General features: G+C 63.2%; 22 protein-coding genes. 11 read left to right on the top strand and 11 right to left on the bottom strand.

Translation table 11 applies throughout. The features are described from left to right. Positions 1-114 precede the first annotated feature (114 nt). The gene (locus AC3WVQ_RS15080) at positions 115-3039 is read left to right on the top strand and encodes an aminotransferase (RefSeq protein WP_090299910.1); all 2925 of its coding nucleotides are present in this window, start codon (positions 115-117) and stop codon (positions 3037-3039) included. Between the two features lie 99 nt (positions 3040-3138). Here AC3WVQ_RS15080 and AC3WVQ_RS15075 read toward each other — a convergent pair whose 3' ends face one another. Then, entirely contained in the window at positions 3139-4161 is a 1023-nt protein-coding gene (locus AC3WVQ_RS15075) for an amino acid ABC transporter substrate-binding protein (RefSeq protein WP_060518536.1), read from the bottom strand. Positions 4162-4267: 106 nt separating this feature from the next. Next, complete coding sequence (locus tag AC3WVQ_RS15070) at positions 4268-7324, bottom strand: aminotransferase class III-fold pyridoxal phosphate-dependent enzyme (RefSeq protein ID WP_110819215.1); 3057 nt, start codon at positions 7322-7324, stop codon at positions 4268-4270. Between the two features lie 126 nt (positions 7325-7450). Between AC3WVQ_RS15070 and AC3WVQ_RS15065 the strand changes: the two genes are divergently transcribed. Beyond that, positions 7451-7885, top strand: a complete 435-nt coding sequence (locus AC3WVQ_RS15065) for an Lrp/AsnC family transcriptional regulator (RefSeq protein ID WP_034806510.1) — start codon at positions 7451-7453, stop codon at positions 7883-7885. Positions 7886-7915: 30 nt separating this feature from the next. Here the strand turns inward: AC3WVQ_RS15065 and AC3WVQ_RS15060 are convergent, their stop codons facing one another. After that, positions 7916-8854, bottom strand: a complete 939-nt coding sequence (locus tag AC3WVQ_RS15060) for an AraC family transcriptional regulator (protein WP_090299906.1) — start codon at positions 8852-8854, stop codon at positions 7916-7918. A 217-nt stretch (positions 8855-9071) separates the two neighbouring features. Between AC3WVQ_RS15060 and AC3WVQ_RS15055 the strand changes: the two genes are divergently transcribed. Continuing rightward, on the top strand, positions 9072-10124 hold the full coding sequence (locus AC3WVQ_RS15055; protein WP_060518530.1) for an NAD(P)-dependent alcohol dehydrogenase: 1053 nt from the start codon (positions 9072-9074) through the stop codon (positions 10122-10124). Between the two features lie 68 nt (positions 10125-10192). On the opposite strand, the gene AC3WVQ_RS15050 is transcribed toward AC3WVQ_RS15055, so the two are convergent. Beyond that, a complete protein-coding gene (locus tag AC3WVQ_RS15050; protein ID WP_034806518.1) occupies positions 10193-10657 on the bottom strand; it encodes an Lrp/AsnC ligand binding domain-containing protein in 465 nt (154 codons plus the stop codon). 19 nt (positions 10658-10676) lie between these two features. Continuing rightward, positions 10677-11840 carry a M20 aminoacylase family protein gene (locus AC3WVQ_RS15045; RefSeq protein WP_034806520.1) on the bottom strand — a complete coding sequence of 388 codons (1164 nt, stop codon included), beginning with the start codon at positions 11838-11840 and terminating at the stop codon, positions 10677-10679. Positions 11841-12041: 201 nt separating this feature from the next. Between AC3WVQ_RS15045 and AC3WVQ_RS15040 the strand changes: the two genes are divergently transcribed. Together AC3WVQ_RS15040 and AC3WVQ_RS15035 are read left to right on the top strand one after the other, a co-directional pair. Next, the gene (locus AC3WVQ_RS15040) at positions 12042-13112 is read left to right on the top strand and encodes a D-alanyl-D-alanine carboxypeptidase family protein (protein WP_034806728.1); all 1071 of its coding nucleotides are present in this window, start codon (positions 12042-12044) and stop codon (positions 13110-13112) included. A 12-nt stretch (positions 13113-13124) separates the two neighbouring features. After that, positions 13125-14306: a CobW family GTP-binding protein gene (locus tag AC3WVQ_RS15035; protein ID WP_110819216.1), complete on the top strand. Its 1182-nt coding sequence runs from the start codon at positions 13125-13127 to the stop codon at positions 14304-14306. A gap of 45 nt (positions 14307-14351) precedes the next feature. Here the strand turns inward: AC3WVQ_RS15035 and AC3WVQ_RS15030 are convergent, their stop codons facing one another. From AC3WVQ_RS15030 to AC3WVQ_RS15010, 5 genes are all read right to left on the bottom strand, one after another. Then, positions 14352-14588 carry a sulfurtransferase TusA family protein gene (locus AC3WVQ_RS15030; protein WP_060518528.1) on the bottom strand — a complete coding sequence of 79 codons (237 nt, stop codon included), beginning with the start codon at positions 14586-14588 and terminating at the stop codon, positions 14352-14354. Beyond that, positions 14588-16030, bottom strand: coding sequence for a L,D-transpeptidase family protein (locus AC3WVQ_RS15025; RefSeq protein WP_060581198.1), 1443 nt, complete (start codon positions 16028-16030; stop codon positions 14588-14590). The genes AC3WVQ_RS15030 and AC3WVQ_RS15025 overlap by 1 nt, the downstream gene beginning before the upstream one ends. A 280-nt stretch (positions 16031-16310) precedes the next feature. Then, complete coding sequence (locus tag AC3WVQ_RS15020; RefSeq protein ID WP_034806530.1) at positions 16311-17264, bottom strand: acetyl-CoA carboxylase carboxyltransferase subunit alpha; 954 nt, start codon at positions 17262-17264, stop codon at positions 16311-16313. A 64-nt stretch (positions 17265-17328) separates the two neighbouring features. Next, the gene (gene xerD / locus AC3WVQ_RS15015; protein WP_060518526.1) at positions 17329-18285 is read right to left on the bottom strand and encodes a site-specific tyrosine recombinase XerD; all 957 of its coding nucleotides are present in this window, start codon (positions 18283-18285) and stop codon (positions 17329-17331) included. Then, positions 18282-18431: a hypothetical protein gene (locus AC3WVQ_RS15010; RefSeq protein WP_034806731.1), complete on the bottom strand. Its 150-nt coding sequence runs from the start codon at positions 18429-18431 to the stop codon at positions 18282-18284. The genes xerD and AC3WVQ_RS15010 overlap by 4 nt, the downstream gene beginning before the upstream one ends. Positions 18432-18666: 235 nt before the next feature. Here AC3WVQ_RS15010 and AC3WVQ_RS15005 point away from each other — a divergent pair, with 235 nt between their 5' ends. The 3 genes from AC3WVQ_RS15005 to AC3WVQ_RS14995 are packed head-to-tail and all read left to right on the top strand — an operon-like array spanning position 18667 to position 21687. Continuing rightward, positions 18667-19257, top strand: coding sequence for a shikimate kinase (locus AC3WVQ_RS15005; RefSeq protein ID WP_034806536.1), 591 nt, complete (start codon positions 18667-18669; stop codon positions 19255-19257). Continuing rightward, on the top strand, positions 19250-20383 hold the full coding sequence (gene aroB, locus AC3WVQ_RS15000) for a 3-dehydroquinate synthase (protein ID WP_090299900.1): 1134 nt from the start codon (positions 19250-19252) through the stop codon (positions 20381-20383). Before AC3WVQ_RS15005 ends, aroB begins: the two co-directional genes overlap by 8 nt. Continuing rightward, complete coding sequence (locus AC3WVQ_RS14995; protein ID WP_060518524.1) at positions 20380-21687, top strand: HlyC/CorC family transporter; 1308 nt, start codon at positions 20380-20382, stop codon at positions 21685-21687. Before aroB ends, AC3WVQ_RS14995 begins: the two co-directional genes overlap by 4 nt. 15 nt (positions 21688-21702) lie before the next feature. Here AC3WVQ_RS14995 and AC3WVQ_RS14990 read toward each other — a convergent pair whose 3' ends face one another. Further along, positions 21703-21984, bottom strand: coding sequence for a BolA family protein (locus tag AC3WVQ_RS14990; protein WP_060518522.1), 282 nt, complete (start codon positions 21982-21984; stop codon positions 21703-21705). 145 nt (positions 21985-22129) lie between these two features. Here AC3WVQ_RS14990 and AC3WVQ_RS14985 point away from each other — a divergent pair, with 145 nt between their 5' ends. The 3 genes from AC3WVQ_RS14985 (at position 22130) to cobT (ending at position 25836) form a co-directional block, all read left to right on the top strand. Continuing rightward, complete coding sequence (locus AC3WVQ_RS14985) at positions 22130-22765, top strand: J domain-containing protein (RefSeq protein ID WP_090299898.1); 636 nt, start codon at positions 22130-22132, stop codon at positions 22763-22765. 74 nt (positions 22766-22839) lie between these two features. Further along, positions 22840-23835: a cobaltochelatase subunit CobS gene (gene cobS, locus AC3WVQ_RS14980; RefSeq protein ID WP_034806552.1), complete on the top strand. Its 996-nt coding sequence runs from the start codon at positions 22840-22842 to the stop codon at positions 23833-23835. Between the two features lie 105 nt (positions 23836-23940). Next, a complete protein-coding gene (cobT, locus tag AC3WVQ_RS14975; protein ID WP_034806554.1) occupies positions 23941-25836 on the top strand; it encodes a cobaltochelatase subunit CobT in 1896 nt (631 codons plus the stop codon). Positions 25837-26018: the final 182 nt, after the last annotated feature.

The raw sequence follows: 26018 nt of genomic DNA, 5'->3' as shown, positions 1-26018 counted from the left end.
TTGCGGGTGGGTGTAATCGGGAAGCCGCACATCTTTTCCTTGATCCCGCTCTATTCTCGACAACATTCCGGTCGATTCGGAGGATCGACCGCCTAAGGGGAGGATGACGAGATCATGGTTGAGGACCCGCTGAAGCTTCGCACCGAGCTCCCGAGACCCGATGTCGGAGCCGAGGAGGCGCGTTCGCTGCTCGCCGAACACTATGGCCTGTCGGGCACGATCAGCGAACTCGGCAGCCAGCAGGACCGCAACTACCGTCTCGACACCGGCGAGCGGCGCTATGTGCTGAAGATATGCCGGGCGGAATACGAGCCGCTGGAACTGGAAGCGCAGAATGCGGCCTTGCGGCACCTTGGCAAACGTCTGCCGACGGCACGCGTTGCGGAGGTCGTGCCCTCTCTCAAGGGCGAGGCGATCGAGAGCGTTGCCGTCCGCGGCGCGGATTATCGCATCCGCTTGCTCACCTATCTCGAAGGCGAACCGCTCACCCGGCGCAAACATCTGTCGCGCGAAGCCGTGGCTGCTCTCGGCGGCCTGGCGGGTCAGCTCGCGTCGGCATTGGAGGACTTCGAGCATCCGGGGCTCGAGCGGGAACTGCAATGGGATCTGAGGCGCGCCGGCCCCGTCGTCCTGCATCTGCTTACCGATATGGCGGACCAGCAGCGCAAGAAGCGCATCGCTGAAGTGATGGTCGGCGCCATGCGGCGGTTGCAGCCGCTTACCCCTGAACTCAGGACCCAGGCGATCCACCATGACGTCACCGACGACAATGTGGTCAGCCGGCTCGACGCCGCCGGCCGGGCGATGCCGGACGGCGTCATCGATTTCGGCGATATCCTCAATGGCTGGCTGGCTGCCGAACTCGCTGTCACCTGCGCCTCGCTGCTGCATCATGCGGATGGAGACCCGTGGTTCATCCTACCCGCGGTCAAGGCGTTTCATGCGGCATGCCCGTTGACCGAGGTGGAACTGAAGGCGCTTTGGCCGCTGATCGTCGCGCGCGCTGCGGTGCTGGTCGCAAGCTCCGAACACCAGCTCTCCCGCGAGCCCGACAATGCTTACGTCGAGGGCAATGCCGCGCATGAGCGGGAGATCTTCGAGGTCGCGTCGTCGGTGCCTTCTGCGCTGATGGAGCACGCCATTCTTTCGGCCGTCGGCTTTGCGCCGGTATCGGCCCAGGTGACCGGGGAGAGCCTCATCCAGGGGCTCGGCCCCACTGACGTGCGCCAGATCGACCTCTCGATCCTGAGCCCGCTGTTGCCAGAGGAGCGCTGGCAGCACCAGGGATTGCCGATCTCGCTGCTGCAACACGCCGCCCATGCAATCGGCATCGCGACGACGCGCTATGGCGAATACCGGATGACGGAGACCCAGTTGCGGTCACCGAAGCCCGATGCCACCTTCGCACTGCATGTCGACATTTGCCTGGAGGCCGGTCGCGAGATTGTCGCTCCCTTTGCCGCCCGTATCGTCCGGCGGGACGGGCTGCTGGTGCTCGAAGGGGCCGAAGCCAGCCTGTTTCTCGAGGGCGTGGAAGCCGGTGCCGACCTCGAGGAGACGATCGTTGCTGGTGCCGTGCTGGGCGTCGTCTCCGGTGAACAGCACTCCTACGGCCTGATCCGCGTCCAGCTTTGCCGCGAGCATGGTCTCGTGCCTCCGCTTTTCGTCGTGCCGCGTCAGGCGGCGGCGTGGAAGCACCTGTGCCCGTCGCCGGCCGGCGTCCTCGGCTTCGAATGCGATGGGCCGGAGCCGCACAGCGAAACACTGCTTGCCCGCCGCCAGCAGCACTTCGCCAAGCCGCAGAAGAACTACTACCTGAAACCACCGCAGATCGAGCGCGGCTGGAAGGACCATTTGTTCGACATCGAGGGCCGCAGCTATCTCGACATGGTCAACAACGTTACCATTCTCGGCCATGGGCATCCGCGGCTTGCAGCCGCGGTGGGGCGGCAATGGTCGCTGCTCAACACCAATTCGCGTTTTCACTATGCCTCCGTCGCCGAATTCTCGACGCGGCTTGCAGCGCTCGCGCCGGATGGGCTTGACACGGTGTTTCTGGTCAACAGCGGCTCGGAGGCGAACGATCTGGCACTGCGGCTCGCCTGGGCCTATTCCGGCGCGCGCAACATCGTGAGCCTGCTCGAGGCCTATCACGGCTGGACGGTCGCGAGCGACGCAGTGTCGACCTCGATCGCCGACAATCCGCAGGCGCTCGAAACCCGCCCGGCCTGGGTACATCCGGTCACCGCGCCCAACACCTATCGCGGCGAGTTCCGCGGCGCCGACACGACCGACAGCTATGTGCGCTCCGTCGTCAAGAAACTGACCGAGCTGGACGCGGCGGACGAGAAGCTCGCGGGCTTCATCTGCGAACCGGTCTACGGCAATGCCGGCGGTATTCCGCTGCCGAAGGGCTATCTCGACGCGGTCTATGCCATGGTGCGGGCCCGCGGCGGCGTCTGCATCGCCGACGAGGTGCAGGTCGGTTATGGTCGCCTCGGAGACTATTTTTGGGGCTTCGAGGAGCAGGGCGTCGTGCCCGATATCATTACCGTCGCCAAGGGCATGGGCAACGGCCATCCGCTCGGCGCCGTCATCACCCGCCGCGAGATCGCCGATGCGCTGGAGAAGGAGGGGTACTTCTTCTCGTCCTCGGGCGGCAGCCCGGTGAGCTCCGTCGTCGGGCAGGTGGTCCTGGATATCCTGACCGAAGAACGGTTGCCGGAAAACGCACAGGTGGTCGGCGGCTATCTGAAGGCGCGGCTCGAAGCGCTAGGGCAGCACTTCCCGCTGATCGGCGCGGTGCATGGCATGGGACTCTATCTCGGCGTCGAATTCGTGCGCGATCGGGAGACCCTGTCGCCGGCGACCGAGGAGACGGCGGCGATCTGCGACCGCCTGCTCGATCTCGGCGTCATCATGCAGCCGACCGGCGACCACCTGAACGTGCTGAAGATCAAGCCGCCGCTCTGCCTATCCCGCGAGAGCGCCGACTTTTTCGCCGACATGCTGGGCCGGGTGCTGGAGGAGGGCTGGTAAAGGCGAAAACGCCGCGGGGAGGGCCGCGGCGTCTCGTTGGCGCTTTTCCTTGGATGAGCAATTCCAAACGGGAGACTTTGCCGGAACTGCTCCTGGGGATCAGCGTGCCGGCGGGGCGTACATCAGGCCGCCCTGGCTCCAGAGTTTGTTGAGACCGCGATCGATCTTCAGCGGGCTGTCCTTGCCGAGGTGGCGTTCAAAGACTTCGCCATAGTTGCCGACGGCGGAAACCACCTGGTAGGCCCACTTCGGGTCGAGCCCCAGCGACTTGCCGGCTTCGTTCTCGATGCCGAGGAAGCGCTTCTGGGCGTTCGTGCCGCTTTCGAGAAGCTTTGCGGCATTGTCCTTGGTGATGCCGAGTTCTTCGGCTTCGGTCAGCGCGAACAGCGTCCAGCGCACGATCTTGAACCACTGATCGTCACCCTGGCGGACGGCCGGACCGAGCGGCTCCTTGGAGATGACTTCAGGCAGCACGACGAAACGATCGGGGTCGTTCAGCGTCAGGCGCTGGGCATAAAGCGCAGAAGCGTCGGTCGAATAGACGTCGCAGCGGGCGGTGTTGAAGGCTTGGATCGTTTGGTCGGCCTTTTCGAAGGCGACGACCTGGTACTGGATGTTGTTGGCGCCGAAATAGTCGGCCATGTTCTGTTCGGTCGTCGTGCCGGTCTCGGTGCAGACGGAGGCGCCCGAGAGTTCCTTGACGCTCTTCACGCCGAGGTCGTTGCGCACCATGAAGGCCTGGCCGTCATAGTAGTTGACGCCGACGAAGCTCATGCCGAGATCGGTGTCGCGCGACAGCGTCCAGGTGGTCTGGCGCGACAGAAGGTCGGCCTCGCCCGACTGCAGCGCGGTGAACCGCTCCTTGGTCGACAGCGGTACGTATTTCACCTTGTCGGGATTACCGAGCGCTGCGGCAGCCACCGCACGGCAGAAATCGATGTCGAAACCGGTCCATTCGCCCTTGTCGTTGGGGGCGGAAAAGCCGAGCACGCCCTGGCTGACACCGCAGCGAAGTTCGCCGCGTTCCTTGATGACGTCGAGCATGCCGGCGTTGGCGGCGGTGCCGGCAAGAAACGCCGTGCTCGCCAGTGCCAGAACTCCAAATTTCACTCCAAGTTTCATTGTCCTGTTCTCCTCATTGATGTTTTTAGGGCATGCGTCTTCGTGCCGGGATGCGTGTCGGGCACCCCGGTCATTGCGTTTGGTTTTTCTGCTGTTCGACCCGGCCTTAACCGAGCGTCCTTGCGACGTCCGCAAAAGTCTCTTCGAGCACGGCGAGCAGGTGATCGGCATCGCGTTTCGAGAAGATCATCGGCGGGCGCATCTTCAAGATGTTGTCATGCGGGCCTTCGGTGCCCATCAGCACGCCGCGGCGGCGGGCGCCGTTGGAGACGGCGCGGGCGAATTCGGTTGCCGGTGCCTTGGTCTTGCGGTCGGTGACAAGTTCGATGCCGAGGAAGAGACCCATGCCGCGCACATCGCCGATCACCTCGTAGCGGGTCTGCATGGCGCGGAAGGCATCTATCAGATAGTTGCCGACCGAAAGCGCATTGCCGCGCAGATCCTGCCCTTCGATCACGTCAAGCACCGCGAGACCGACGGCGCAGGAGACCGGGTTGCCGCCGAAGGTATTGAAATACTCCATGCCGTTGTTGAAGCTGTCGGTCACCTCGCGGGTGGTGACGACGGCTGCGAGCGGATGGCCGTCGCCGATCGGTTTGCCCATGGTGACGACGTCAGGCACGACGCCTTGGGTCTCGAAGGCCCACCAATGGCTGCCGACGCGGCCGAAACCGACCTGCACTTCGTCTGCGATGCAGACGCCGCCGGCCTCGCGTACGAGGCGATAGACTTCCTTCAGGTAGCCCTCCGGCAGGAACACCTGGCCGGCGACGCTCGGGATCGATTCCGCGATGAAGAAGCCCGGGCCTTCGCCCTTGGCCTTCATCGTCGCGATCAGTTCGGCGACGCTTTCGGCAAACCGCTTGCCGTGTTCCTCGACCGGCCAGTCGGCCGGTGCATGGTAGCTGTCGGGAATGGTGGCCACATGCACATGCGGCTTCGGTCCCTTGCCGCCCTTGCGGCGGAACTTGTAGGGGCTGATATCGATCAGCTCCTGCGTCGTGCCGTGATAGGACCAGTCGAGCGTGATCGCATTCTCGCGGCCCGTATGGACGCGCATCAACCTCAGCGCCAGGCTGTTGGCCTCGGAACCGCTGTTGACGAAGCCGGCGACCGTCAATTCCTTCGGCAGCGTTGCCGTCAGCCGCTCGGCATAGGCGACGATGTTGTCGTGCAGGTAGCGGGTGTTGGTGTTGAGGATCGCCGCTTGCTTTGCCATCGCCTCGACCACTGCCGGATGGGCGTGACCGATGTGGCAGACGTTGTTGAAGCAATCGAGATAGGCGCGGCCGCTGTCGTCGATCAGCCAGACGCCTTCGCCGCGCACGAACTTGATCGGCTTGTCGTAGGAGATCGAAAGGTTCGGCAGGAGCAATTCCTTGCGGCGCTTGACGATCTCGTCGTGCGAGCGGCCTTTCTTCTCGTAGAACTCCTCGGCGATCCCGGCGAAGGTGCGCGCATCGGGGAAGAGTTCGGCCCAGACGTCGAGGAACTGCGGCTCGCCGACGCCGAGGATTTCGGTCGCCGACAGAGCGATGTCGGTCGAAAGCTGCAGGTGCAGATGCGGCGCCCAGCCGCCATTTTCCTTCGGCGCTCCCATCTCGCCGACAAGCGCGCCGGCCGCAAGCTGGTCGCCGGCCTTGATGCGTCCCATGGCTTCGTGCGCCATATGACCCCAGAGCGTGACGAAGGGCGGGCATCCCTCGGGCTCATGGCGAAGTGCTATCAGGCAGCCATAACCGAGCGGGTCCTTCTCGATCTCGACGCTGACGACGGTTGCGGCAAGCGGGGTGTAGAGCCTGGTGCCGGCGGCCATGAACAGGTCGAGCCCGAGATGGCGAGTGCGGCGGGTGTGGTCGATGAAGCGCGATACGAACATCTCGCCGGCATAGACGGTGCGTTCCTCGCCAAAAGGTCCGATGCCGAGTTCGACGCCATGCGCGCGACAATAGTCTTCCCAGATCGCCTGGGCTTCATCCGGCTGTTCGCCAGCGGATTTTACCGTCATCGGGTGGGTGGGGTCGCCATAGGGGACGAGCGCTGCCGGATAGGTGGCGGCGGGGCGTTCGAGCAGTGGCTTCAGCGACTTGCGGTTCGCGTTGATCCAGGCGGCAACCTTGCGGGCGCCGGATGTTGCCTCGAAGCCGCAGGCATGCCGCAGGATGGCGGTGGCGAAACGCGGGTTCATCCGGTCGAGCTTGCGCAAAAGCGTCCAGGCCGGCCGTTCGCTGATGGCGAGATAGGGATTGTCGTCGGTATGGGCGCGGCGGGACGCCGAGATCGTGACCGACGTGACGAGGCGCATCGCGATGAGATCGAAGAGCAGATCGACCTCTTCTTCCGCCAGCGGATACTCCGCATGGAAGCCACGGGCGATTGCCGCAGCGGCGCCGATCGGATCGGGATGGTCGAGCCCGGCATAGGCGGCGGCGATCGCCACCTCTGCAATCACGGGCGCATGCAGGGCGTCGCCGAAATCGATGAGGCCGGAAATGGTGTCGTGATCGACTTTATCGACCAGCACGTTCCAATCGTTGGCGTCGTTGTGAATGACGGCGGCACGAAGGGTTGCAAGTCGTGGTGCCACGGTCTTTTCGAAGCGGACAAGGAAGCGTTCGAGCAAGGCACGGTCTTCGGCCGAGGTGACGTGGTGCAGCCGGTCGGCCGAACGGCCGGCATGGCGGATATCCCAGTCGAGATCGCGCAGCGCGCCCGGATGCATGAAGCCCTTGAGCGAGGCATCGAAGCGGCCGAGCATCCGTCCGAGCGACTGTAGCGCCGCATCGTTGCGCCCGGTTTCGGCAAGCGGCAGGCCCTCGACCCAGCTGACGAGCCGCAGGCGGTGGGTGACGCCGCGCGTGCTCGTGGTCGAAGCAAGGCTCGTGCCTGACAGCGTCGGGCGGATATGCGGCACCGGCAGGTCGGCGGCATGGGCGCCGACGTGGCTGAGCAGTGCGGTCTGGAAATCGCTTTCGACCTCGGGCTCGGCACCATTGATGATCTTCAGAATGGAGATGCTGCCGTCCTCAGCCTCGACCTTGAAGTTCTGATCGCGTTCGCTGGCAAGCAGCGAGAGTGCGCCGGAGAGGCCGTAATGCTCCTTCAGCAAGGCGGCTGCCGCTTCGGTCGAAAAGTCGGGCGTGGTCTTCAGCATATCGTTCATGGGGATCCTCATCTCGATGACGAGATTTGCATGGGCTGTGCTCCGATGCATCCGGCAATATGCCGGTTGCACCGGCACTATGTTTATAATAACCGTCATCTTGTCGGCGGGCACGGAGGAGGGGACATGCAGGACATCGACGCGATCGACCGCACCATCCTCAGCATTCTGTCGCAGGAGGCGCGGATCCCGATGAAGTCGCTGGCGGGCCGGATCGGGCTCTCCAGAAGTGCGACGACCGAGAGGGTCACGCGACTGGAAAAGGCCGGCGTCATTCGCGGCTATCGCGCCGATATCGGCCAGCTGGACGAGGGCACCATTCAGGCCTTTCTGCTGGTGACGCTGAAGCGCACGCCATCGATCGGCGTGCTCGACCGGCTTGCCGGTTTCTCTGCGGTCCGCAAGGTGTCCTCCGTCAGCGGCCAGCTGGATCTCGTCGTCGAGGTCGAGGTCGGCTCGATCAATGCGCTCAACGAGCTGCGCAACGAGGTGGCGACGATGGACAATGTCGAGGATCTGACCACCTCGATCGTGCTTAGGCGGGATATCGAGCGAAGCTGATACGCCGCCAGCGGAACCGAGGGCGCCTCGTCAGCCCTCGCTCAGCAGCTCCGCCTGCGGAGCAAGCCGTTCGAGCAGCGAGCGGCGCACGCGGCCGATGTCGCGCATCGGTGGCTCGCCGAAATGGCGGGCATATTCGCGACTGAACTGCGACTGGCTTTCATAACCCACCTGATGGCCGGCATCGCCGGCGTCGAGACTCTCCTCCAGCATCAGCCGCCGGGCCTCCTGCAACCGAAGCTGTTTCTGGTATTGCAGGGGGCTCATCGCGGTGATCGCCTTGAAGTGATGGTGTAGCGACGAGACGCTCATGGAAACACGGTTAGCGAGATCGTCGATCCGCAAGGGCCGCGAATAGTGTTCCTTCAGCCAGGCGACTGCGCGGCCGACCTGATGCGGCTGGCTGTCGGTCGTCGCCATCTGTCTGAGGCGATGGCCGTGCGGCCCGGTCAAAAGCCGGTAGAGGATTTCCTGCTCGATCAGTGGCAGCAGCGCAGGGATATCGTCCGGCCGCTCGAGCAGACGCAGCAAGCGAAGTGCGGCATCTTCGAGTTCGACAGTGATCTTGCTAACGCTCATGCCGCGCACGGAGGCGGCGGGTGCCGGCAGCTGCGACAGGGACGCAAGCAGCGCCTGGATCTTACCCGGATCGAGCGTGAAGGCCATGCTGAGATAGGGCTCGTCTGCAGAGGCCTGGCAGACTTGGGACAGAACCGGCAGGTCGATCGACGTCAGCAGATAATCCGAGGCGCCGTAGATCAGCGTCTCTTCGCCGAGAACCACGCGCTTTGCTCCTTGCACGATGATCGCCAAACTCGGCCTGTAGGCGGAGCAGTTAACCGGGGCGTCGCCGCCGTGGCGGTGCAGGCTCAGGCCGGCAATCTGCGTCATGTGATCACCGTCGGTTTTGGCAAACCGGGCAATGACGTCGATCATCTCGGGACGGGCAGTCTGTCGCGTGGCTGTCATAATCTCAGGTCTTTCCAGCGGCTTAGCGTTGTGTGAGGCAACGCTCAGATAGGGTCTCGACGTGCCATCTCCAGGATGTCGCTGTCAATCTTGTAGGATCGTGCAAAAACTTTGCAGGATCGCTCTAACGCTTGCAGCGTGCGCACCCTCATAGTCCTGATGCGTCAGGCCGGGCTCCCTCCGGACCTGCACCCTTTCCCAAAATGAGGACAGACTGATGGCCATTGCAAGAGGATATGCGGCGACCGATGCGTCGAAGCCGCTGACGCCCTTCACCTTCGAACGCCGCGAACCGCGCGACGACGACGTGGTGATCGAGATCAAATATTGCGGCGTCTGCCACTCGGACATCCACCAGGCCCGCAACGAATGGGGCAACTCGGCGTTCCCGATGGTTCCGGGCCACGAGATCGTCGGCATCGTCACGGCGGTCGGCTCCAAGGTGACCAAGTTCAAGGTCGGCGACCGCGCCGGCGTCGGCTGCTTCGTCGATTCCTGCACCACCTGCGCTACCCGCGATCTGGATCTGGAACACTACATGCCCGGCCTGGTCGTGACCTATAACGGCGTCGAAGCCGACGGCAAGACACCGACCCAGGGCGGCTACTCCGACAGCATCGTCGTCAAGGAAGGCTACGTTCTGTCGATCCCCGAGAACCTGCCGCTCGACGCTGCGGCACCGCTGCTTTGCGCCGGCATCACGCTCTATTCGCCGCTGCGCCACTGGAAGGCCGGCCCCGGCAAGAAGGTCGCGATCGTCGGCATGGGCGGTCTCGGACATATGGGCGTCAAGCTGGCGCATGCCATGGGCGCAGACGTGACCGTTCTCAGCCAGACGCTTTCCAAAAAGGAAGACGGGCTGAAGCTCGGCGCCGATCACTACTATGCCACCAACGACCCCGAGACCTTCACGGCGCTGGCGGGCACGTTTGACCTGATCATCTGCACGGTTGCCGCCGAGATCGACTGGAACGCCTACCTCAACCTGCTCAAGGTCGATGGCGATCTGGTGCTGGTCGGTATTCCGGAGAACGCCGTGCCGGTGCATGCCTTCTCGCTGGTGCCGGCGCGCCGCAGCATTTCCGGCTCGATGATCGGCTCGATCAAGGAGACCCAGGAAATGCTCGACTTCTGCGGCGAACACGACATCGTTTCGGAAATCGAAACGATCCGCATCCAAGAGATCAACGAAGCCTATGAACGCGTCGTCAAGAGCGACGTGCGTTATCGGTTTGTCATCGACATGGCATCGCTGCAGGACGCCGCCTAAGCTGAAAGCAGACGGCCCGGGATCTGTGTAGATCCCGGGCCGTTCTCCTATTTTTCTGCGACAGAGGCTCACACCAGCGGCAGCGGCCCGTCGTTCTTGATCTCTTCCATGACAGCATAGGTGCGGGTCTCCTTGACGCCCGGGAGCGTCCAGAGAACCTGGCCGAGGAAGTTGCGGTAGGCCGCCATGTCCTCGAACCGCGTCTTGACCAGATAGTCGAAGCCGCCTGCCACCATGTGACATTCGAGCACGGCCGGCGCCTGTTTGACGGCGGCGGCGAACTGGTCGAAGACGTCGGGCGTCGTCTTGTCGAGCATGACCTCGATGAAGACCAGCAGCCCAAAGCCGAGCTTCTGCGGGTCCAATCGCGCGCCGAAGCCCGAGACGTATCCCTCCTTCAACAGCCGGCGCAGGCGTTCGCTGGTCGCGGTCGGCGACAGGCCGATGCGATCGGCAAGCTCCAGATTGGTGATGCGGCCGTCCGCCTGGAGAATGTTGAGAATTCGTCGGTCAATCTTGTCGATCTGATGCATCGTGCCTCCCAACCGTGCCTCAGGCGGCAAGTCGCGTTTCCGCGAGCTTCACCCAGTAGGAAATGCCGTGCGGGATCGCCTCGTCGTTGAAGTCATAGGCCGGGTGATGCAGCCCGGCGGTGTCACCGTTGCCCATGAAGATAAAGGCGCCGGGGCGGGCAAGCAGCATGTAGGAGAAATCCTCACCGCCCATCATCGGATCGAGCGACGGCTGGACATTGCCGGCACCGGCAATCTCGGCTGCCGCCTGCAAGGCATAACCGGTCTCGTCGGCATGGTTCACCGTTACCGGATAGTTGCGGTTGTAGGAGACCTGGACGGTCGCGCCGTAGATCTGGGCAACACCCTCGGCAATCGTGCGGATGCGGCTTTCGCCGATCTCGCGCACCTCAGGCATGAGGGTGCGCACGGTGCCGCCAAGCACGGCTTCCTGCGGAATGACGTTGTGGGCGAAACCGGCATTGAACTTGGTGACGGAGACGACGACGGAGGCGAGCGGATCGACTGTGCGCGACGCAATCGTCTGCAAGGCGGTCACGATCTGCGTTCCGACGATGATCGGATCGATCGTCTTGTGCGGCTGGGCCGCATGGCCGCCGCGGCCCTTGATGGTGATGGTGAACTCGTCGGTCGAGGCCATGATCGGGCCGACGCGGCTGCCGAACTGGCCGACGGGCATGCCCGGCATGTTGTGCATGCCGTAGACTTCGGCAATGGCGAAGCGCTCCATCATGCCGTCCTTGACCATCTCGTTGCCGCCGCCGCCGCCTTCTTCTGCAGGCTGGAAGATCACCGCGACTTGGCCGGCGAAGTTGCGGGTCTCGGCGAGATACTTCGCCGCCCCGAGAAGCATGGCCGTGTGGCCGTCGTGGCCGCAGGCATGCATCTTGCCGGATGTCTCAGAGGCCCAGTCCTTGCCGCTCGTCTCGGTGATCGGCAGCGCGTCCATGTCGGCGCGCAGACCGATGGTGCGGCCCGCGCCGAGATTGCCGCGGATGAGGCCGACGACGCCGGTGCGGCCAAGCCCCGTCACGATTTCGTCAACGCCGAACTCCTTCAGTTTCTTTTCGACGAAGGCTGCCGTATTTTCGACCGCGAACAGGAGCTCCGGATTCCTGTGCAGGTGGCGCCGCCATTCGGTGACTTCATTCTGGAGCTCGGCGGCACGGTTAAGTATCGGCATCGTTTCGTCCTGTCGGTCTGTTCGATCACTAATTGTATCTGCGTATCGGTGTGGATTGGCACGACTGCCCGTGAATGGGCTTTGCCATCTCCTCGCCATATAGGCTAAATAGCCGGACGAGACGAGGCAACAGCGGATTTTCGAGGTCCTATCGTGGTGACAGCAGGATTTTTCACGCGTGGCAAGATGAAGGCGCTCGGAGTGACGGCGGCGACATGCGCCACGCTTCTTGCGGCGCTGCCGGCTGCGGCCAATCCAAGGCTGGTCGTCGACGTCAATTCGCTGAAGGTTTACGAGCACCAGGATATCTTCCAGAAATGGTATCCGGCGTCGCTGACCAAGCTGATGACGGCCTACACGGCCTTCCGCGCCATCAAGTCCGGTCAGCTCACGCTCGAGAGCCCGGTCATCATGACCAAGAACGCCGCCGCCGAGCCGCCGAGCAAGATGTTCTACAAGCCCGGCCAGGCGATGACGCTCGACAGCGCGCTGAAGATGATGCTGGTGAAGTCGGCAAACGATGTTGCGGTCGCGATCGCCGAAACGGTCGCCGGTTCGGAGCCCGCCTTCATCGAGCGGATGAATGCAGAGGCCCGCCGCATCGGCATGACCTCCTCGAACTTCATCAATCCCAACGGTCTGCCTGGTCCCGGCCAGTACACGACCGCCCGCGACCTTGCGGTACTCGCGATCACGCTCAAGCGCGAGTTTCCGCAATACGCCTCCTATTTCTCGCTGGAAGGTTTCACCACCGGCAAGAAGGATTATCCGAACTACAACATGCTGATCGGCCGCTTCGAAGGGGCTGACGGCATGAAAACCGGCTTCATCTGCGCCTCCGGCTTCAACCAGGTTTCATCCGCCACCCGCGAGGGGCGCAGCGTCGTCTCGGTCGTGCTCGGCGAGGACAGCCTCGGTGCGCGTGCGGATGAGTCCGCACGGCTCCTGCAGATGGCACTGACGACGAACGGCAACGGCAAGCCGTCGCTGGTGCAGATCCCGGCCTATGGCGAGACGCGCGACATGGTGGCCGATGTCAGCAAGCAGATCTGCTCGAAGGCGGCCGCGAAGGTTCGCAGCGAGGGCCGCGACGAAGCCGGCCGCCAGAAGCTGCTCTCGCCCTATATCCACGAAATCAACCGGCCGCTGAAGCTTGCCTTCGCCGGGCTGATCGCCGGCAGCGGCGAAAAAGCGCCGAAGCTTGCCGGCGACCCGGCCGGCCAGGGCGATGTCGCCAATGTGCCGATCCCGGTGCCGCGGCCGACCTTCTGATCGGAGTGCATGATGGTTAGTCCCTTGTCGGCGGTGCCGGTCTCGATCCTTACCGGCTTCCTCGGTGCGGGCAAGACGACGCTGCTCAACCGGCTGCTGAAGGATCCTGATCTCTCGGATACGGCCGTTATCATCAACGAGTTCGGCGACGTGTCGATCGATCATCTGCTGGTGGAAGCCTCCGGCGACGGGGTCATCGAGCTTTCCGACGGCTGCCTCTGCTGTACCGTGCGTGGCGAACTGGTCGATACGCTTGCCGATCTCATGGACCGCATGCAGACTGGCAAGATCAAGCCGCTGAAGCGCGTCGTTATCGAAACCACCGGCCTTGCCGACCCGGCGCCAGTGCTGCAATCGGTGATCGGCAATCCGGTCATTGCGCAGAACTTCCGGCTGGATGGCGTGGTCACCGTCGTCGACGCCGTCAACGGCCTGCAGACGATCGCCAATCACGAAGAAGCGCTGAAGCAGATTGCCGTTGCCGATCGCATCGTCATCAGCAAGACCGGCCTTGCCGAAACGTCGGAGCGTGATGCGCTGACGGCGCGGATCCGCGGGCTCAATCCGCGCGCGCCGCTGATCGATGGCGACAGCGCCGAAGCCGGGCGCGCAGAGCTGTTCGATTGTGGCCTCTACGACCCGTCGTCGAAGATCGCCGATGTCGGCCGCTGGCTGCAGGACGAGGCGCACCACGACCACGATGATCATGATCATGATCATGACCATGACCATGACCACGGTCACGATCATCACGACCACGATCACCACCATGATCATGGGCACGATCATCATCACCATCACGATGTGACGCGACATGGCGGCGACATCCGCTCCTTCAGCATCGTGCACGACCGGCCGATCGAGCCTATGGCGCTCGACATGTTCATCGATCTCCTGCGCTCGGCGCATGGCGAGAAGCTGCTCCGGATGAAGGCGATCGTCGCGGTTGCCGACAGGCCGGACCGGCCGCTGGTGCTGCATGGCGTGCAGAACGTCTTCCACACGCCGGAGCGGCTCGCCGCCTGGCCGGACCCGAACGACCGTCGCACGCGCATGGTGCTGATCACCAAGGGGTTGGAAGAGGCCTTCGTCCGCGACCTCTTCGACGCCTTCACCGGCAAGCCGCGCATCGACCGGCCAGACGCCCAAGCGTTGTCTGACAATCCGCTCGCCGTGCCAGGCATGCGGTTCTAAATCACCTCAGTAATCGAAGCGTTGCCGCGCGGCAGACGTGGCGTCTTACGAGCCCTTGCGGATGAGGAACCGGTGGCCGCCGTCGGCGGGTGCGGCCTCTACAAGCTTGTGGCCGTCCTCGTTGCAGAAATGCGGAATGTCGATCACCGCCAGCGGATCGGTGGTCTCAATCTCCAGCAAGGCGCCCGGCGCCAGCGAAGTCATGCGTTTACGCGTCTTCAAAACGGGAAGGGGGCATTTAAGCCCCCTCAGGTCATAGACGATCTTCTGTTCGTCCGGCATCAATTGCCCCAGATCTTCCAGAACGGCCGCTTCTTCGGCGGCTCTTCCGTCATAACAGGCGCTTCGGCGGCCGCATCGGCTGACGGTGTCGTTGCCGTGGTCACGGCAGCGGCCTGCTGCTGGGCGGCAGGGGCCGGCGCCTTCGCCTGCTTTGCGGTCGTTGCCGGGGCGGCTTGTGTCTGCGGTGCGGCAGTAGCCTGCTGTTCAGGCGTGATGACGACCGGGGCCGGCATCTGCAACTCCGGCTCGCTCTTGGAGAACAGGCTCCAGAAGGATTTCTTCGGCTGCTCGACGGCCGCCTGCATCACTGGCTGCGGAATGGGATTGGCGGCCGGGACCGGGACGTGCTTGCCGCCATCGGTCGCCTTTTCGAGTTCCTTCTTCTGGATCTCGACGGCCTGCTTGGTTTCTTCCGCTTCCTTCTGCAAGGCGATCTTCTTTTCGAGATCGCTCGCCTTCATCATCTTGCCGGCGTCAAGCGAGTTTCCGGTCGGCGCATAGGCGAGTTCGCGGCCGACGCGCTGCTTGGCGACGATCGCCTTGCGCTCGGCTTCGCTTGGCTCGTACCAGACCATGCCGTCATACTTCTTCATCGCCTTGTCGTAGTCGGTCTGGTAGCTCTTTTCGAAGCTCGCCATCGCCACCTGCAGGGCCGGCGGCGTCGACATGGCGGGGCACTGGCCACCCGGATTGAACGGGCCGGAGGCCTGCTGGTTGAAGACGTATTTCTTCTCGCAGACATTGACTTCCGGCGGACGCTTGGTGACTTCAAACTGGTCGTAGCCGACCTTCAGCATCTTCCAGAAGTCGATATTCGGATTGTCGCGGTGCCGCGCCATGTTCTCCGCGGTCATGCGGAAGGGGAAGGCCTGCAGCTGAACGCTTTCCTGGCCGCCCTTGAAGCTATCGCGGGCGAGCGCAAAGATCTCGATCATCTGCTCGTCGGTCATCGAGTAGCAGCCCGACGACGAGCAGGCGCCGTGGATCATCAGGTGTGTGCCCTGGCGACCGTTCGCCTTGTCGTAGGCGTTGGGATAGCCGGTGTTGATCGCCAGATAGTAGTTGGAATTGGGGTTCATCTGGCGCGGGAAGAGCGGGTAGAAGCCTTCCGGCGCCTGCCGGTCGCCTTCCTTCACCTTGGGCCCAAGCTTGCCGGACCAGGCGCAGATCTTGTAGGTCTTCAAAAGCTGGAAGCGGTTGGCGGTATTGGCCTTCCAGACCTCGAGCGTGCCTTCTTCCTTGAAGATGCGCAGCGCGATCGGGGCTTGCTTCTGCATCCCGAGCTCGCTCATCTTTTTGACCATCGGGGCAGAGACCTGATACTCGGTCTTGTTCCTGACGGACTTGATATCGACCGATGTCGTCGCATCCAGCGTTTCGTTGGTGCAGCCGGCAAGCGCGGCGACAATGGCGGCGGAAGCTAAAAGGTTCCAGAAACGCATCAGCAGAGGCCCGTTCAAACCCAAACTCGACTAGGAAAGCCCAAGTCCGCGAGGGTGGGCCTTTTAGAGAATCACTAAGCGATTATACTTCACGAATTCTTAACCCTGCAGGGTGGCCCTGCCGATGCGCTGTTCATGACCTCATGAATATGGCCAAGATTTGGCCACACTCCGCTTTGCAGTTGCGAAATCCGCTTCCGCAATCGCGGGCCATCAGATCGGGCGAGGGGAAGGTCGTGGGATTTCCGCCCCGCTCCCGCTTAAGGACTGCCGATCCGGCTTAGAGGTTACGGCCGATATTCAGATATTTTTGTCGGCGATCGGTGCGCAACTGGTCGCCATCGCGTCCGGAAAGTTCCTTGAGCGCGTCGGCGATCACGGTTCCGGTGCGGCCGATGACCGCGTTCGGGTCGCGGTGCGCGCCGCCGACCGGTTCCTGAATGATGCCGTCGATGACGCCGAGCGCTTTCAGATCCTCGGACGTGATCTTCATGTTGCTGGCCGCTTCCTTGGCGCGGGTGGAATCGCGCCACAGGATCGAGGCTGCACCTTCCGGCGAGATGACGCTGTAGATCGCATGCTCGAGCATGTAGACGCGGTTGCCGGTGGCGATCGCAATCGCACCGCCGGAGCCGCCTTCGCCGATGACGACGGTGACGATCGGCACGCGAACGTTCAGGCACATCTCGGTGGAGCGGGCAATCGCTTCCGCCTGGCCGCGCTCTTCGGCGTTAACGCCCGGGTAGGCGCCTGCGGTATCGACCAGCGTGATCAGCGGCAGGCCGAAGCGGTCAGCCATTTCCATGACGCGGATCGCCTTGCGGTAGCCTTCCGGACGGGGGCTGCCGAAATTGTGCTTGATGCGCGACTTGGTGTCGTTGCCCTTTTCCTGGCCGAGAACGGCGACCGGCATGCCGCGGAAGCGCGCAAGACCGGCCTGAATGGCGTCGTCGTTGGCGAAGTTGCGGTCGCCGGCAAGCGGCGTGAACTCGGTGAAGAGTTCGGCGGCATAATCCAGGAAGTGCGGGCGCGAGGGGTGGCGGGCGACCTGGGTCTTCTGCCACGGCGTCAGCTTGGAATAGATCTCGACCATCGCGTCGCGGACGCGCGTCTCCAGGCGTTCGATCTCATCCGAAGTGTTCACACTCTCGTCTTCGCCGGCGAGCTTCTTCAATTCGAGAATCTTGCCTTCGAGGTCGGAGATGGGTTTTTCGAAATCGAGATAGTTGTGCATGAGATGCGTTTCCGATCATTTTGCGACAAGGGTCTGCGGGCCGAAACCAGCCTGCCCGGCGGTCCTAATCCTGTTTTTTCGCCTGTTTGGCAAGAGGGTGATGGTTTTGCACCAGGTTGTGCAGCCGTTCTTCCAGAACATGTGTATAGATTTGTGTCGTTGAAATGTCCGAGTGACCGAGCAGTTCCTGCACCGCGCGAAGGTCGGCGCCATTGGCCAGCAGGTGGCTGGCGAAGGCATGTCTAAGCACGTGCGGGGAGATCGTGGCGACGCGAATGCTGGCGCGCGCGGCCAGCGATTTCAGATCGCGGGCAAAAACCTGGCGCGGCAGGAACCCCTGCTTGCCCGAGGAGGGGAAGAGCCACGGGCTCTCTCGGTTGCCACTTTCCTCGCGCGCAATCTCCTCGGCGAGCGCCTCGCCATAGGCCCGCATGGCCCGGATCGCTGCCTGCGATAGTGGAACGAGGCGGTCCTTGTTGCCCTTGCCGCGGATGACGAGGAAGCGGCCGTTCTGGGCGAGCACGCTTGCCGGCAGCGACACCAGTTCGCTGACGCGCATGCCGGTCGCATAGAGCAGTTCGATCAGCGCATGCATGCGCAATTTGGCGAGGTGGTCGGTACCGCCGGCTGCCGCCTCGGTCTCCGCCTGGCCGATCAGGCGCGAGACGTCGTCGACGCTCAGCGTCTTCGGCAGGCTACGTCCCTTCTTCGGGGCGTCGAGGATCCCGGTGGGGTCGTCGCCGCGCATGCCTTCGGCGTAGAGGAATTTGTAGAACTGCCTGAGCGCCGAAAGCCGCCGCGCTTGCGAGGAAGCCTTGAAGCCCTGACCGGCGAGATGGGCGAGATACCCGCGAAGGTCATCTGGTGTCGCCCCGGTCAGCCCGGTTCCGAGCGTGCGCAGATGCGAGGAGGCATCTTCGAGGTCACGCTCGTAGGATTGCAGCGTGTTGACCGCTGCACCCCGCTCGGCGCTCATCATTTCGAGGAAAGCCTCGACATGGGCGGCGGAAAGATCGCTCATTGGGTCTTGTTCACCCGTTCGGACGGGATCTTCACGGTGACGTCGCGCTCCGTCGGCTCGACGAAGGTGACGAGAGAGATCATCGTGCCGTACACTATCCCGGCAATTACGGCGCAGAAGAACAGGAACCGGAAGAGGGTCGGCATTTCAATCTCCTCTGCATGTGCCTTTCGATCGAAGCGGACGTAAGGTTACATGCAGGCGTTCAAACGGCCAGTGCGTTTCAGGCGCTCGGAATGAGCGCGCGACGCTGTGGCGGGTGCCAGACCTATATGAACGCCGCTTCCGCCGAGTTCAAGAACCGTGAGCGGACGCGCGCGACGACTTGACGCTACACCCCGATTTGTCGATACCGAAAGGGAATGGGGAATAAGAAGTCCAATGAACGACGTGATCGAACCGGTTTCCGCAACGCTTGCCGAGCGGGCGAAGCTTGTACTCGGTAAACGTAATCTCGTGTTCATCGGCCTGATGGGCGCCGGCAAATCGGCAATCGGTCGTTTGACGGCTCAGGCGCTTGGCATTCCCTTCGTCGATTCCGACCATGAGATCGAGCGCGTCTCGCGCATGACGATCAGCGATCTCTTTGCCCGCTATGGCGAAGACGAGTTCCGGGCGCTTGAAACGCGGGTGCTGAAGCGGCTCTTGCGCAGCGGTCCGCGCGTGGTCTCGACCGGCGGCGGCGCCTATATCAACGAGCGCTCGCGCCGCCAGATCAAGAAGGGTGGCCTGACGGTCTGGCTGAACGCCGAGCTCGACGTGCTCTGGGAGCGGGTCAACAAGCGCGACACCCGGCCGCTGCTGAAGACCGAGAACCCGAAGCAGACGCTCGAAAACCTGATGAATGCGCGTTACCCGATCTACGCCGAAGCGGACCTGACGGTGCTGTCGCGCGATGTGAAGAAAGAGACGATGGTCGAGGATGTCCTCACCGCCGTCATCGAGTACCAGGACAAGAAGACCCATGAATAGCCATGCGATGCCTGCCGCCGAACGCAAGGTCCGTGTCGACCTCGGTGACCGTTCCTACGACATCCTGATCGGTCCCGGGCTGATTGCGGCGGCCGGTGAGGAAATCGCCGCCCGCCTCAAGGGGCGCAAGATGGCCGTCATCACCGATGAGAACGTCGCGCCGCGCTACCTTGAGCCGCTGATGGCGAGCCTTGGGGAGTGCGACATCGACGCCGTGTCGCTGGTGCTTCCCGCCGGCGAAAAGACCAAGAGCTTCGAACATCTGATTCCGGTCTGCGAAACGGTGCTTGGCGCCCGGATCGAGCGCAACGATGCGGTGATCGCGCTTGGCGGCGGCGTCATCGGTGATCTCACCGGCTTTGCCGCCGGCATCGTGCGCCGCGGCTCGCGCTTCATCCAGATACCGACCTCGCTCTTGGCGCAGGTGGATTCCTCCGTCGGCGGCAAGACCGGCATCAATTCGCCGCACGGCAAGAACCTGATCGGTGTCTTCCACCAGCCGGATCTGGTGCTGGCCGACACCGACGTGCTCGACACCTTGAGCGAGCGCGAATTCCGCGCCGGTTATGCCGAGGTCGCAAAATACGGGCTGATCGACAAGCCGGACTTCTTTGCCTGGCTCGAAAACAACTGGCAGGCGGTCTTTGCGGGGGGTAGCGCCCGCATTGAGGCGATCGCAGTCAGCTGCCAGGCCAAGGCGGACGTCGTGGCGGCGGACGAACGCGAAAATGGCCTGCGCGCGCTGCTCAATCTCGGCCACACCTTCGGCCATGCACTGGAGGCGGCGACCGAATACGACAGCGCCCGGCTGGTGCACGGTGAGGGCGTTTCGATCGGCATGGTGCTGGCGCATCAGTTCTCGACGCGCATGAACCTTGCGAGCGCCGACGATGCAACCCGTGTCGAGGCGCATCTGAGGGCCGTCGGCCTGCCGACGCGCATGTCGGAAATTCCCGGTACACTGCCTCCGGCAGATCGGCTGATGGACGCGATTGCCCAGGACAAGAAGGTCAAGGGCGGCAAGCTCACCTTCATCCTGACGAAGGGTATTGGCCAGTCCTTCGTCGCTGATGACGTCCCATCCTCCGAGGTTCTGAGCTTCCTGAGGGAAAAGCACCCGCAATGACCGGCGAAGCCTTCATTGCCTTCCTGGCGGAGTACTGGCTGTCGATCCTGTCAGTCTTCTGCCTGCTTGTGCTTTCGGGCTTCTTTTCGGGTTCGGAGACGGCGCTGACCGCCGCGTCGCGCTCGCGTATGCATACGCTGGAAAACAACGGCGAAGAGCGCGCCGGCATCGTCAACCGGCTGATCGAGCGTCGCGACCGGCTGATCGGCGCGCTGCTGATCGGTAACAATCTCGTCAACATTCTTGCCTCGTCACTGACGACGAGCCTGCTGATCGGTCTCTTCGGCGACAGCGGCGTGGCGATCGCCACACTCGCCATGACCGTGCTGCTCGTCATCTTCTCGGAAGTACTGCCGAAGAGCTGGGCGATTGCCTCGCCGGATCGTTTCGCGATTGCCGTGGCACCGCTCGTCCGTCTCTTCGTCGCCGTCGTCGGCCCGGTTTCGAGCCTCGTCAACGGCATCGTCCGGCGCCTGCTTAACATCTTCGGCATCAACCTGGCCTCCGACATGTCTATGCTGTCGGCGCATGAGGAACTGCGCGGCGCCGTGGACCTGCTGCACCGTGAGGGCTCGGTGATCAAGGCCGACCGCGATCGGCTCGGCGGCGTGCTCGATCTTGGCGAGCTTGAAATCTCCGACATCATGATCCACCGCACCAGCATGCGGGCGATCAATGCCGACGAGCCGCCGGAAACCTGCGTCCGCGATATTCTCGAAAGCCCGTTCACGCGGCTGCCGCTCTGGCGCGGGTCGACGGACAACATCATCGGCGTCGTGCATTCCAAGGATTTGCTGAGGGCGCTGGCCGAACCCAATGTCGAGCCGGAAAACCTCGATATCGTCAAGATCGCGCAGAAGCCCTGGTTCGTGCCGGACACGACCAACCTCAAGGATCAGCTCAACGCGTTCCTGCGTCGCAAGCTGCATCTGGCGATCGTCGTCGACGAGTATGGTCAGGTTCAGGGTCTGGTGACGCTGGAGGACATTCTGGAGGAAATCGTCGGCGATATCGCCGATGAGCACGACCTCGACATTCAGGGCGTGCGCCAGGAAGCCGATGGCTCGATCGTCGTCGATGGCTCGGTGCCGATCCGCGATCTCAACCGCGCGCTCGACTGGTCGCTGCCGGACGAGGAGGCGACGACGGTGGCCGGTCTGGTCATCCACGAGTCCAAGAGCATTCCGGAGGAACGCCAGGCCTTCACCTTCCACGGCAAACGCTTCATCGTGATGAAGCGGGTGAAGAACCGCATTACCAAGCTGCGCATCCGCCCGGCGGAAGAGGGCGCTCCGCTGGCCTGATGGCCGCGATTGCCTCTACCAGCGGGTCGGCTCGCCGGGGGCTGCCGGCTCGACGGCGAGCGCATGCAGGCCGGCGTCGAGTTCTGGCTTCAGGAGATCATTGATGGCGCGGTGGCGGGCGACACGGCTCATGCCGGCAAAGGCGCTAGAAACGATACGCACGCGCATGTGGGACTCGCCGGTACCATCGAAGCCCGGCTGATGGCCGGCATGCTGATGGCTCTCGTTGATGACCTCGAGCCGTTCAGGGTGGAAGGCCTCGATCAGCTTCTTTTCGATGGTCTCGGTGAGCGACATTCTTCCGTCCCATTTTGCTGTTTGCTTGGCGCCCCCTCGCAGTTAAGAACCCGGTAATCGCTGGCACGGCGGCGCAAAATGCCCGCACAAAGCCAGCAACATTCCGCTTTGTCAATTCTTGTTGTGACTCCCGCCAAACCCCATAATGAGCGCCATGAGACTCGATTCAAAATACTTCGATCGCATTCGAACCCGGCGCAAGGTCGAGCCGCAGGCAGAGCCGGCGGCTCCCGTCTGTCAGTGGGACGGCTGCGATCAGAAGGGTGTGCACCGGGCGCCCGTCGGTCGCAACGCCGAGGGGCAGTACTTCATGTTCTGCTTCGAGCACGTGAAGGAATACAACAAGGGCTACAACTTCTTCTCCGGCCTCTCCGACAGCGAGGTCGCCCGCTACCAGAAGGAAGCGATCACCGGTCATCGGCCCACCTGGACTGTCGGCGTCAACAAGAACGCGAAGAACGGCCCGACCCAGTCGCAGACGCGGTCTGGCTCTGCCGGCGCCCAGGCCCGCATGCGCGATCCCTTCGGCTTTGTCAGCGAGGCACGGGCGCGATCCGGTCGTCCCGAGCCACGTCAGCGCAAGCTGAAGACGCTCGAGGCGAAGGCCTTCGAAACGCTTGGTCTCGGAGCCTCGGCGACCACTCCCGACATCAAGGCGGCATACAAGGACCTCGTCAAGAAGCATCACCCCGATGCCAATGGCGGAGATAGAGGATCGGAAGAGCGTTTTCGCGCGGTTATTCAGGCCTACCAATTGTTAAAACAGGCTGGTTTCTGCTAACAACCCGGATTAATACAGAAGCACTTTTGCAGGCGAATGCGCGGGTGCCGTCCGGTGGCCGCTCTGGAGACATGATGAGCAAGATTGACCTCGACATTTCCAACCTCCCCGACACCACGATTTCCGTCCGGGAGGTTTTCGGCATTGATACGGATTTGCGCGTTCCTGCCTATTCGAAGGGCGACGCCTATGTCCCGGATCTGGATCCGGACTACCTCTTCGACCGCGAAACGACGCTCGCCATTCTCGCAGGCTTCGCCCACAACCGACGCGTGATGGTGTCGGGCTATCACGGCACCGGCAAGTCCACCCATATCGAGCAGGTCGCCGCGCGCCTCAACTGGCCGTGCGTGCGCGTCAACCTCGATAGCCATGTCAGCCGTATCGACCTCGTCGGCAAGGACGCGATCGTCGTCAAGGACGGCCTGCAGGTCACCGAATTCAAGGACGGCATCCTGCCCTGGGCCTACCAGCACAATGTCGCGCTCGTCTTCGACGAATACGATGCCGGCCGCCCGGACGTCATGTTCGTCATCCAGCGCGTGCTGGAATCCTCCGGCCGCCTGACGCTGCTCGACCAGAGCCGTGTCATCCGTCCGCACCCGGCCTTCCGCCTGTTTGCGACCGCCAACACCGTCGGCCTCGGCGACACGACCGGCCTCTATCATGGCACGCAGCAGATCAATCAGGCGCAGATGGACCGCTGGTCGATCGTCACCACGCTGAACTACCTGCCGCACGACAAGGAAGTCGACATCGTCGCCGCCAAGGTCAAGGGCTTCACTGCCGACAAGGGCCGCGAGACCGTCTCCAAGATGGTACGTGTCGCCGACCTCACGCGCGCAGCCTTCATCAATGGCGATCTCTCGACCGTCATGAGCCCGCGTACGGTCATCACCTGGGCCGAGAACGCCCACATCTTCGGCGACATCGCTTTCGCCTTCCGCGTGACCTTCCTCAACAAGTGCGACGAGCTGGAGCGGGCGCTGGTCGCCGAGCACTACCAGCGCGCCTTCGGCATCGAGCTGAAGGAAAGCGCTGCCAACATCGTGCTCGAAGCCACCGCCTGATCCCACGGCCTGCCGTCCCCTTTGGGAGGGTGGGCCATGACGCTGTGGCAAACCGGATGACGCCCCACTGGGGCGCCGTCGCCTCTGGCTGAAGAAGGAACTGTCGTGAGCTCGAATTCGAAGGCAAAGCCAACCACGCGCGAGAATGCTGCGGAACCGTTCAAGCGGGCGCTTTCCGGCTGCATCCGATCGATCGCGGGCGATGCCGAGGTGGAAGTCGCCTTCGCCAACGAGCGGCCGGGCATGACCGGCGAACGCATCCGTCTACCGGAACTTTCCAAGCGCCCGACCCTGCAGGAACTTGCCGTGACCCGCGGGCTCGGTGACAGCATGGCGCTGCGCAAGGCCTGTCACGATGCGCGTATCCACGCGACCATGTCGCCGCAAGGCGCAGATGCCCGCGCGATCTTCGATGCGGTGGAGCAGGCGCGTGTCGAGGCGATCGGGTCGCTGCGCATGGCGGGTGTCGCCAAGAACCTCAACGTCATGCTCGAAGAGAAATACGCCAAGGCGAATTTCGCAACGATCGAGCGCCAGGCGGACGCGCCGCTCGGCGAGGCCGTAGCGCTGCTGGTGCGCGAGAAGCTGACGGGCCAGAAGCCGCCGGCATCTGCCGGCAAGGTGCTCGACCTCTGGCGCGAGTTCATCGAGGGCAAGGCTGCCGGCGACATTGAGCACCTGTCGTCGACGATCAACAACCAGCAGGCCTTTGCCCGGGTCGTTCGCGACATGCTGACCTCGATGGAAGTCGCCGAGAAATACGGTGACGACGACAACGAGCCGGACGAGCAGGAAAGCGAGACCGACGAAGACCAGCCGCGCAGCCAGGAGCAGGACGAGAACGCCAGCGACGAGGAAGCCGGCGACGATGCCGCACCCGCCGACGAGAACCAGGCTGCCGAAGAGCAGATGGAAGAAGGCGAGATGGACGGCGCGGAGATCTCCGACGACGACCTCCAGGACGAAGGCGACGAGGACAGCGAAACGCCCGGCGAGGTCAAGCGTCCGAACCAGCCCTTCGCCGACTTCAACGAGAAGGTCGACTACGCCGTCTTCACCCGCGAGTTCGACGAGACCATCGCCTCGGAAGAGCTTTGCGACGAGGCCGAGCTCGACCGGCTGCGCGCCTTCCTCGACAAGCAGCTTGCCCATCTGCAGGGTGCGGTCGGCCGGCTTGCGAATCGGCTGCAGCGCCGCCTGATGGCGCAGCAGAACCGCTCCTGGGAGTTCGATCTCGAAGAGGGCTATCTCGACTCGGCGCGACTTCAGCGCATCATCATCGATCCGATGCAGCCGCTCTCCTTCAAGCGCGAAAAGGACACTAACTTCCGCGATACCGTCGTGACGCTGCTGATCGACAATTCCGGCTCGATGCGAGGCCGCCCGATCACGGTTGCCGCCACTTGCGCCGATATCCTGGCGCGCACGCTCGAGCGCTGCGGCGTCAAGGTCGAGATCCTTGGTTTTACCACCAAGGCGTGGAAGGGTGGGCAGTCACGCGAGAAGTGGCTGGCCGGCGGCAAGCCACAGGCCCCGGGTCGCCTCAACGACCTGCGACACATCGTCTACAAGTCTGCCGACGCTCCGTGGCGCCGCGCACGACGCAATCTGGGCCTGATGATGCGGGAAGGCCTGCTCAAGGAAAACATCGACGGCGAGGCGCTGATTTGGGCGCATGAGCGGCTGATGGCGCGGCGCGAACAGCGGCGCATCCTGATGATGATTTCGGACGGCGCGCCGGTCGACGACTCGACGCTGTCGGTCAATCCCGGAAACTATCTGGAGCGTCACCTGCGCGCGGTCATCGAGCAGATCGAAACGCGCTCGCCGGTGGAACTGCTGGCAATCGGTATCGGCCACGACGTGACGCGCTACTATCGCCGTGCCGTCACGATCGTCGATGCCGATGAGCTTGCCGGCGCGATGACCGAACAGCTGGCCGCACTCTTCGAGGACGAAAGCCAGCGCCGCGGTTCTTCGCGTCTTCGCCGCGCCGGGTGATGCTTCCCCCTTGGGGGCGGTGGAACATCGCCTCCGAGCTGCCAATCGGCACCTGCACGCATCGCTGGCGGCCGAAGTCAATTTACGGACATAGTTTTACAGTCTACCAAGCTACCATGCGTGGCGGGCTCACTGTGAGCGCACGCCGCGTCATTCCCGATGCCCCCCTGAAGGTACTTCTC

This window comes from Ensifer sp. EB106-05-01-XG146 (assembly GCF_058791875.1).
The sequence above is the reverse complement of the archived record's forward strand: the minus strand, read 5'-3'. Positions and strand labels throughout refer to the sequence as shown.

Coding starts and splice junctions, on each gene's coding strand:
- AC3WVQ_RS14985 (WP_090299898.1), top strand. CDS start 22,130: ATGAGCGCCATGAGACTCGATTCAAAATACTTCGATCGCATTCGAACC.
- AC3WVQ_RS14990 (WP_060518522.1), bottom strand. CDS start 21,984: ATGTCGCTCACCGAGACCATCGAAAAGAAGCTGATCGAGGCCTTCCAC.
- AC3WVQ_RS15075 (WP_060518536.1), bottom strand. CDS start 4,161: ATGAAACTTGGAGTGAAATTTGGAGTTCTGGCACTGGCGAGCACGGCG.
- AC3WVQ_RS15050 (WP_034806518.1), bottom strand. CDS start 10,657: ATGCATCAGATCGACAAGATTGACCGACGAATTCTCAACATTCTCCAG.
- AC3WVQ_RS15080 (WP_090299910.1), top strand. CDS start 115: ATGGTTGAGGACCCGCTGAAGCTTCGCACCGAGCTCCCGAGACCCGAT.
- AC3WVQ_RS15065 (WP_034806510.1), top strand. CDS start 7,451: ATGCAGGACATCGACGCGATCGACCGCACCATCCTCAGCATTCTGTCG.
- AC3WVQ_RS15070 (WP_110819215.1), bottom strand. CDS start 7,324: ATGAACGATATGCTGAAGACCACGCCCGACTTTTCGACCGAAGCGGCA.
- AC3WVQ_RS15055 (WP_060518530.1), top strand. CDS start 9,072: ATGGCCATTGCAAGAGGATATGCGGCGACCGATGCGTCGAAGCCGCTG.
- AC3WVQ_RS15010 (WP_034806731.1), bottom strand. CDS start 18,431: ATGCCGACCCTCTTCCGGTTCCTGTTCTTCTGCGCCGTAATTGCCGGG.
- AC3WVQ_RS15045 (WP_034806520.1), bottom strand. CDS start 11,840: ATGCCGATACTTAACCGTGCCGCCGAGCTCCAGAATGAAGTCACCGAA.
- AC3WVQ_RS15005 (WP_034806536.1), top strand. CDS start 18,667: ATGAACGACGTGATCGAACCGGTTTCCGCAACGCTTGCCGAGCGGGCG.
- AC3WVQ_RS15030 (WP_060518528.1), bottom strand. CDS start 14,588: ATGCCGGACGAACAGAAGATCGTCTATGACCTGAGGGGGCTTAAATGC.
- AC3WVQ_RS15060 (WP_090299906.1), bottom strand. CDS start 8,854: ATGACAGCCACGCGACAGACTGCCCGTCCCGAGATGATCGACGTCATT.
- cobS (WP_034806552.1), top strand. CDS start 22,840: ATGAGCAAGATTGACCTCGACATTTCCAACCTCCCCGACACCACGATT.
- AC3WVQ_RS14995 (WP_060518524.1), top strand. CDS start 20,380: ATGACCGGCGAAGCCTTCATTGCCTTCCTGGCGGAGTACTGGCTGTCG.
- AC3WVQ_RS15035 (WP_110819216.1), top strand. CDS start 13,125: ATGGTTAGTCCCTTGTCGGCGGTGCCGGTCTCGATCCTTACCGGCTTC.
- aroB (WP_090299900.1), top strand. CDS start 19,250: ATGAATAGCCATGCGATGCCTGCCGCCGAACGCAAGGTCCGTGTCGAC.
- AC3WVQ_RS15025 (WP_060581198.1), bottom strand. CDS start 16,030: ATGCGTTTCTGGAACCTTTTAGCTTCCGCCGCCATTGTCGCCGCGCTT.
- xerD (WP_060518526.1), bottom strand. CDS start 18,285: ATGAGCGATCTTTCCGCCGCCCATGTCGAGGCTTTCCTCGAAATGATG.
- AC3WVQ_RS15020 (WP_034806530.1), bottom strand. CDS start 17,264: ATGCACAACTATCTCGATTTCGAAAAACCCATCTCCGACCTCGAAGGC.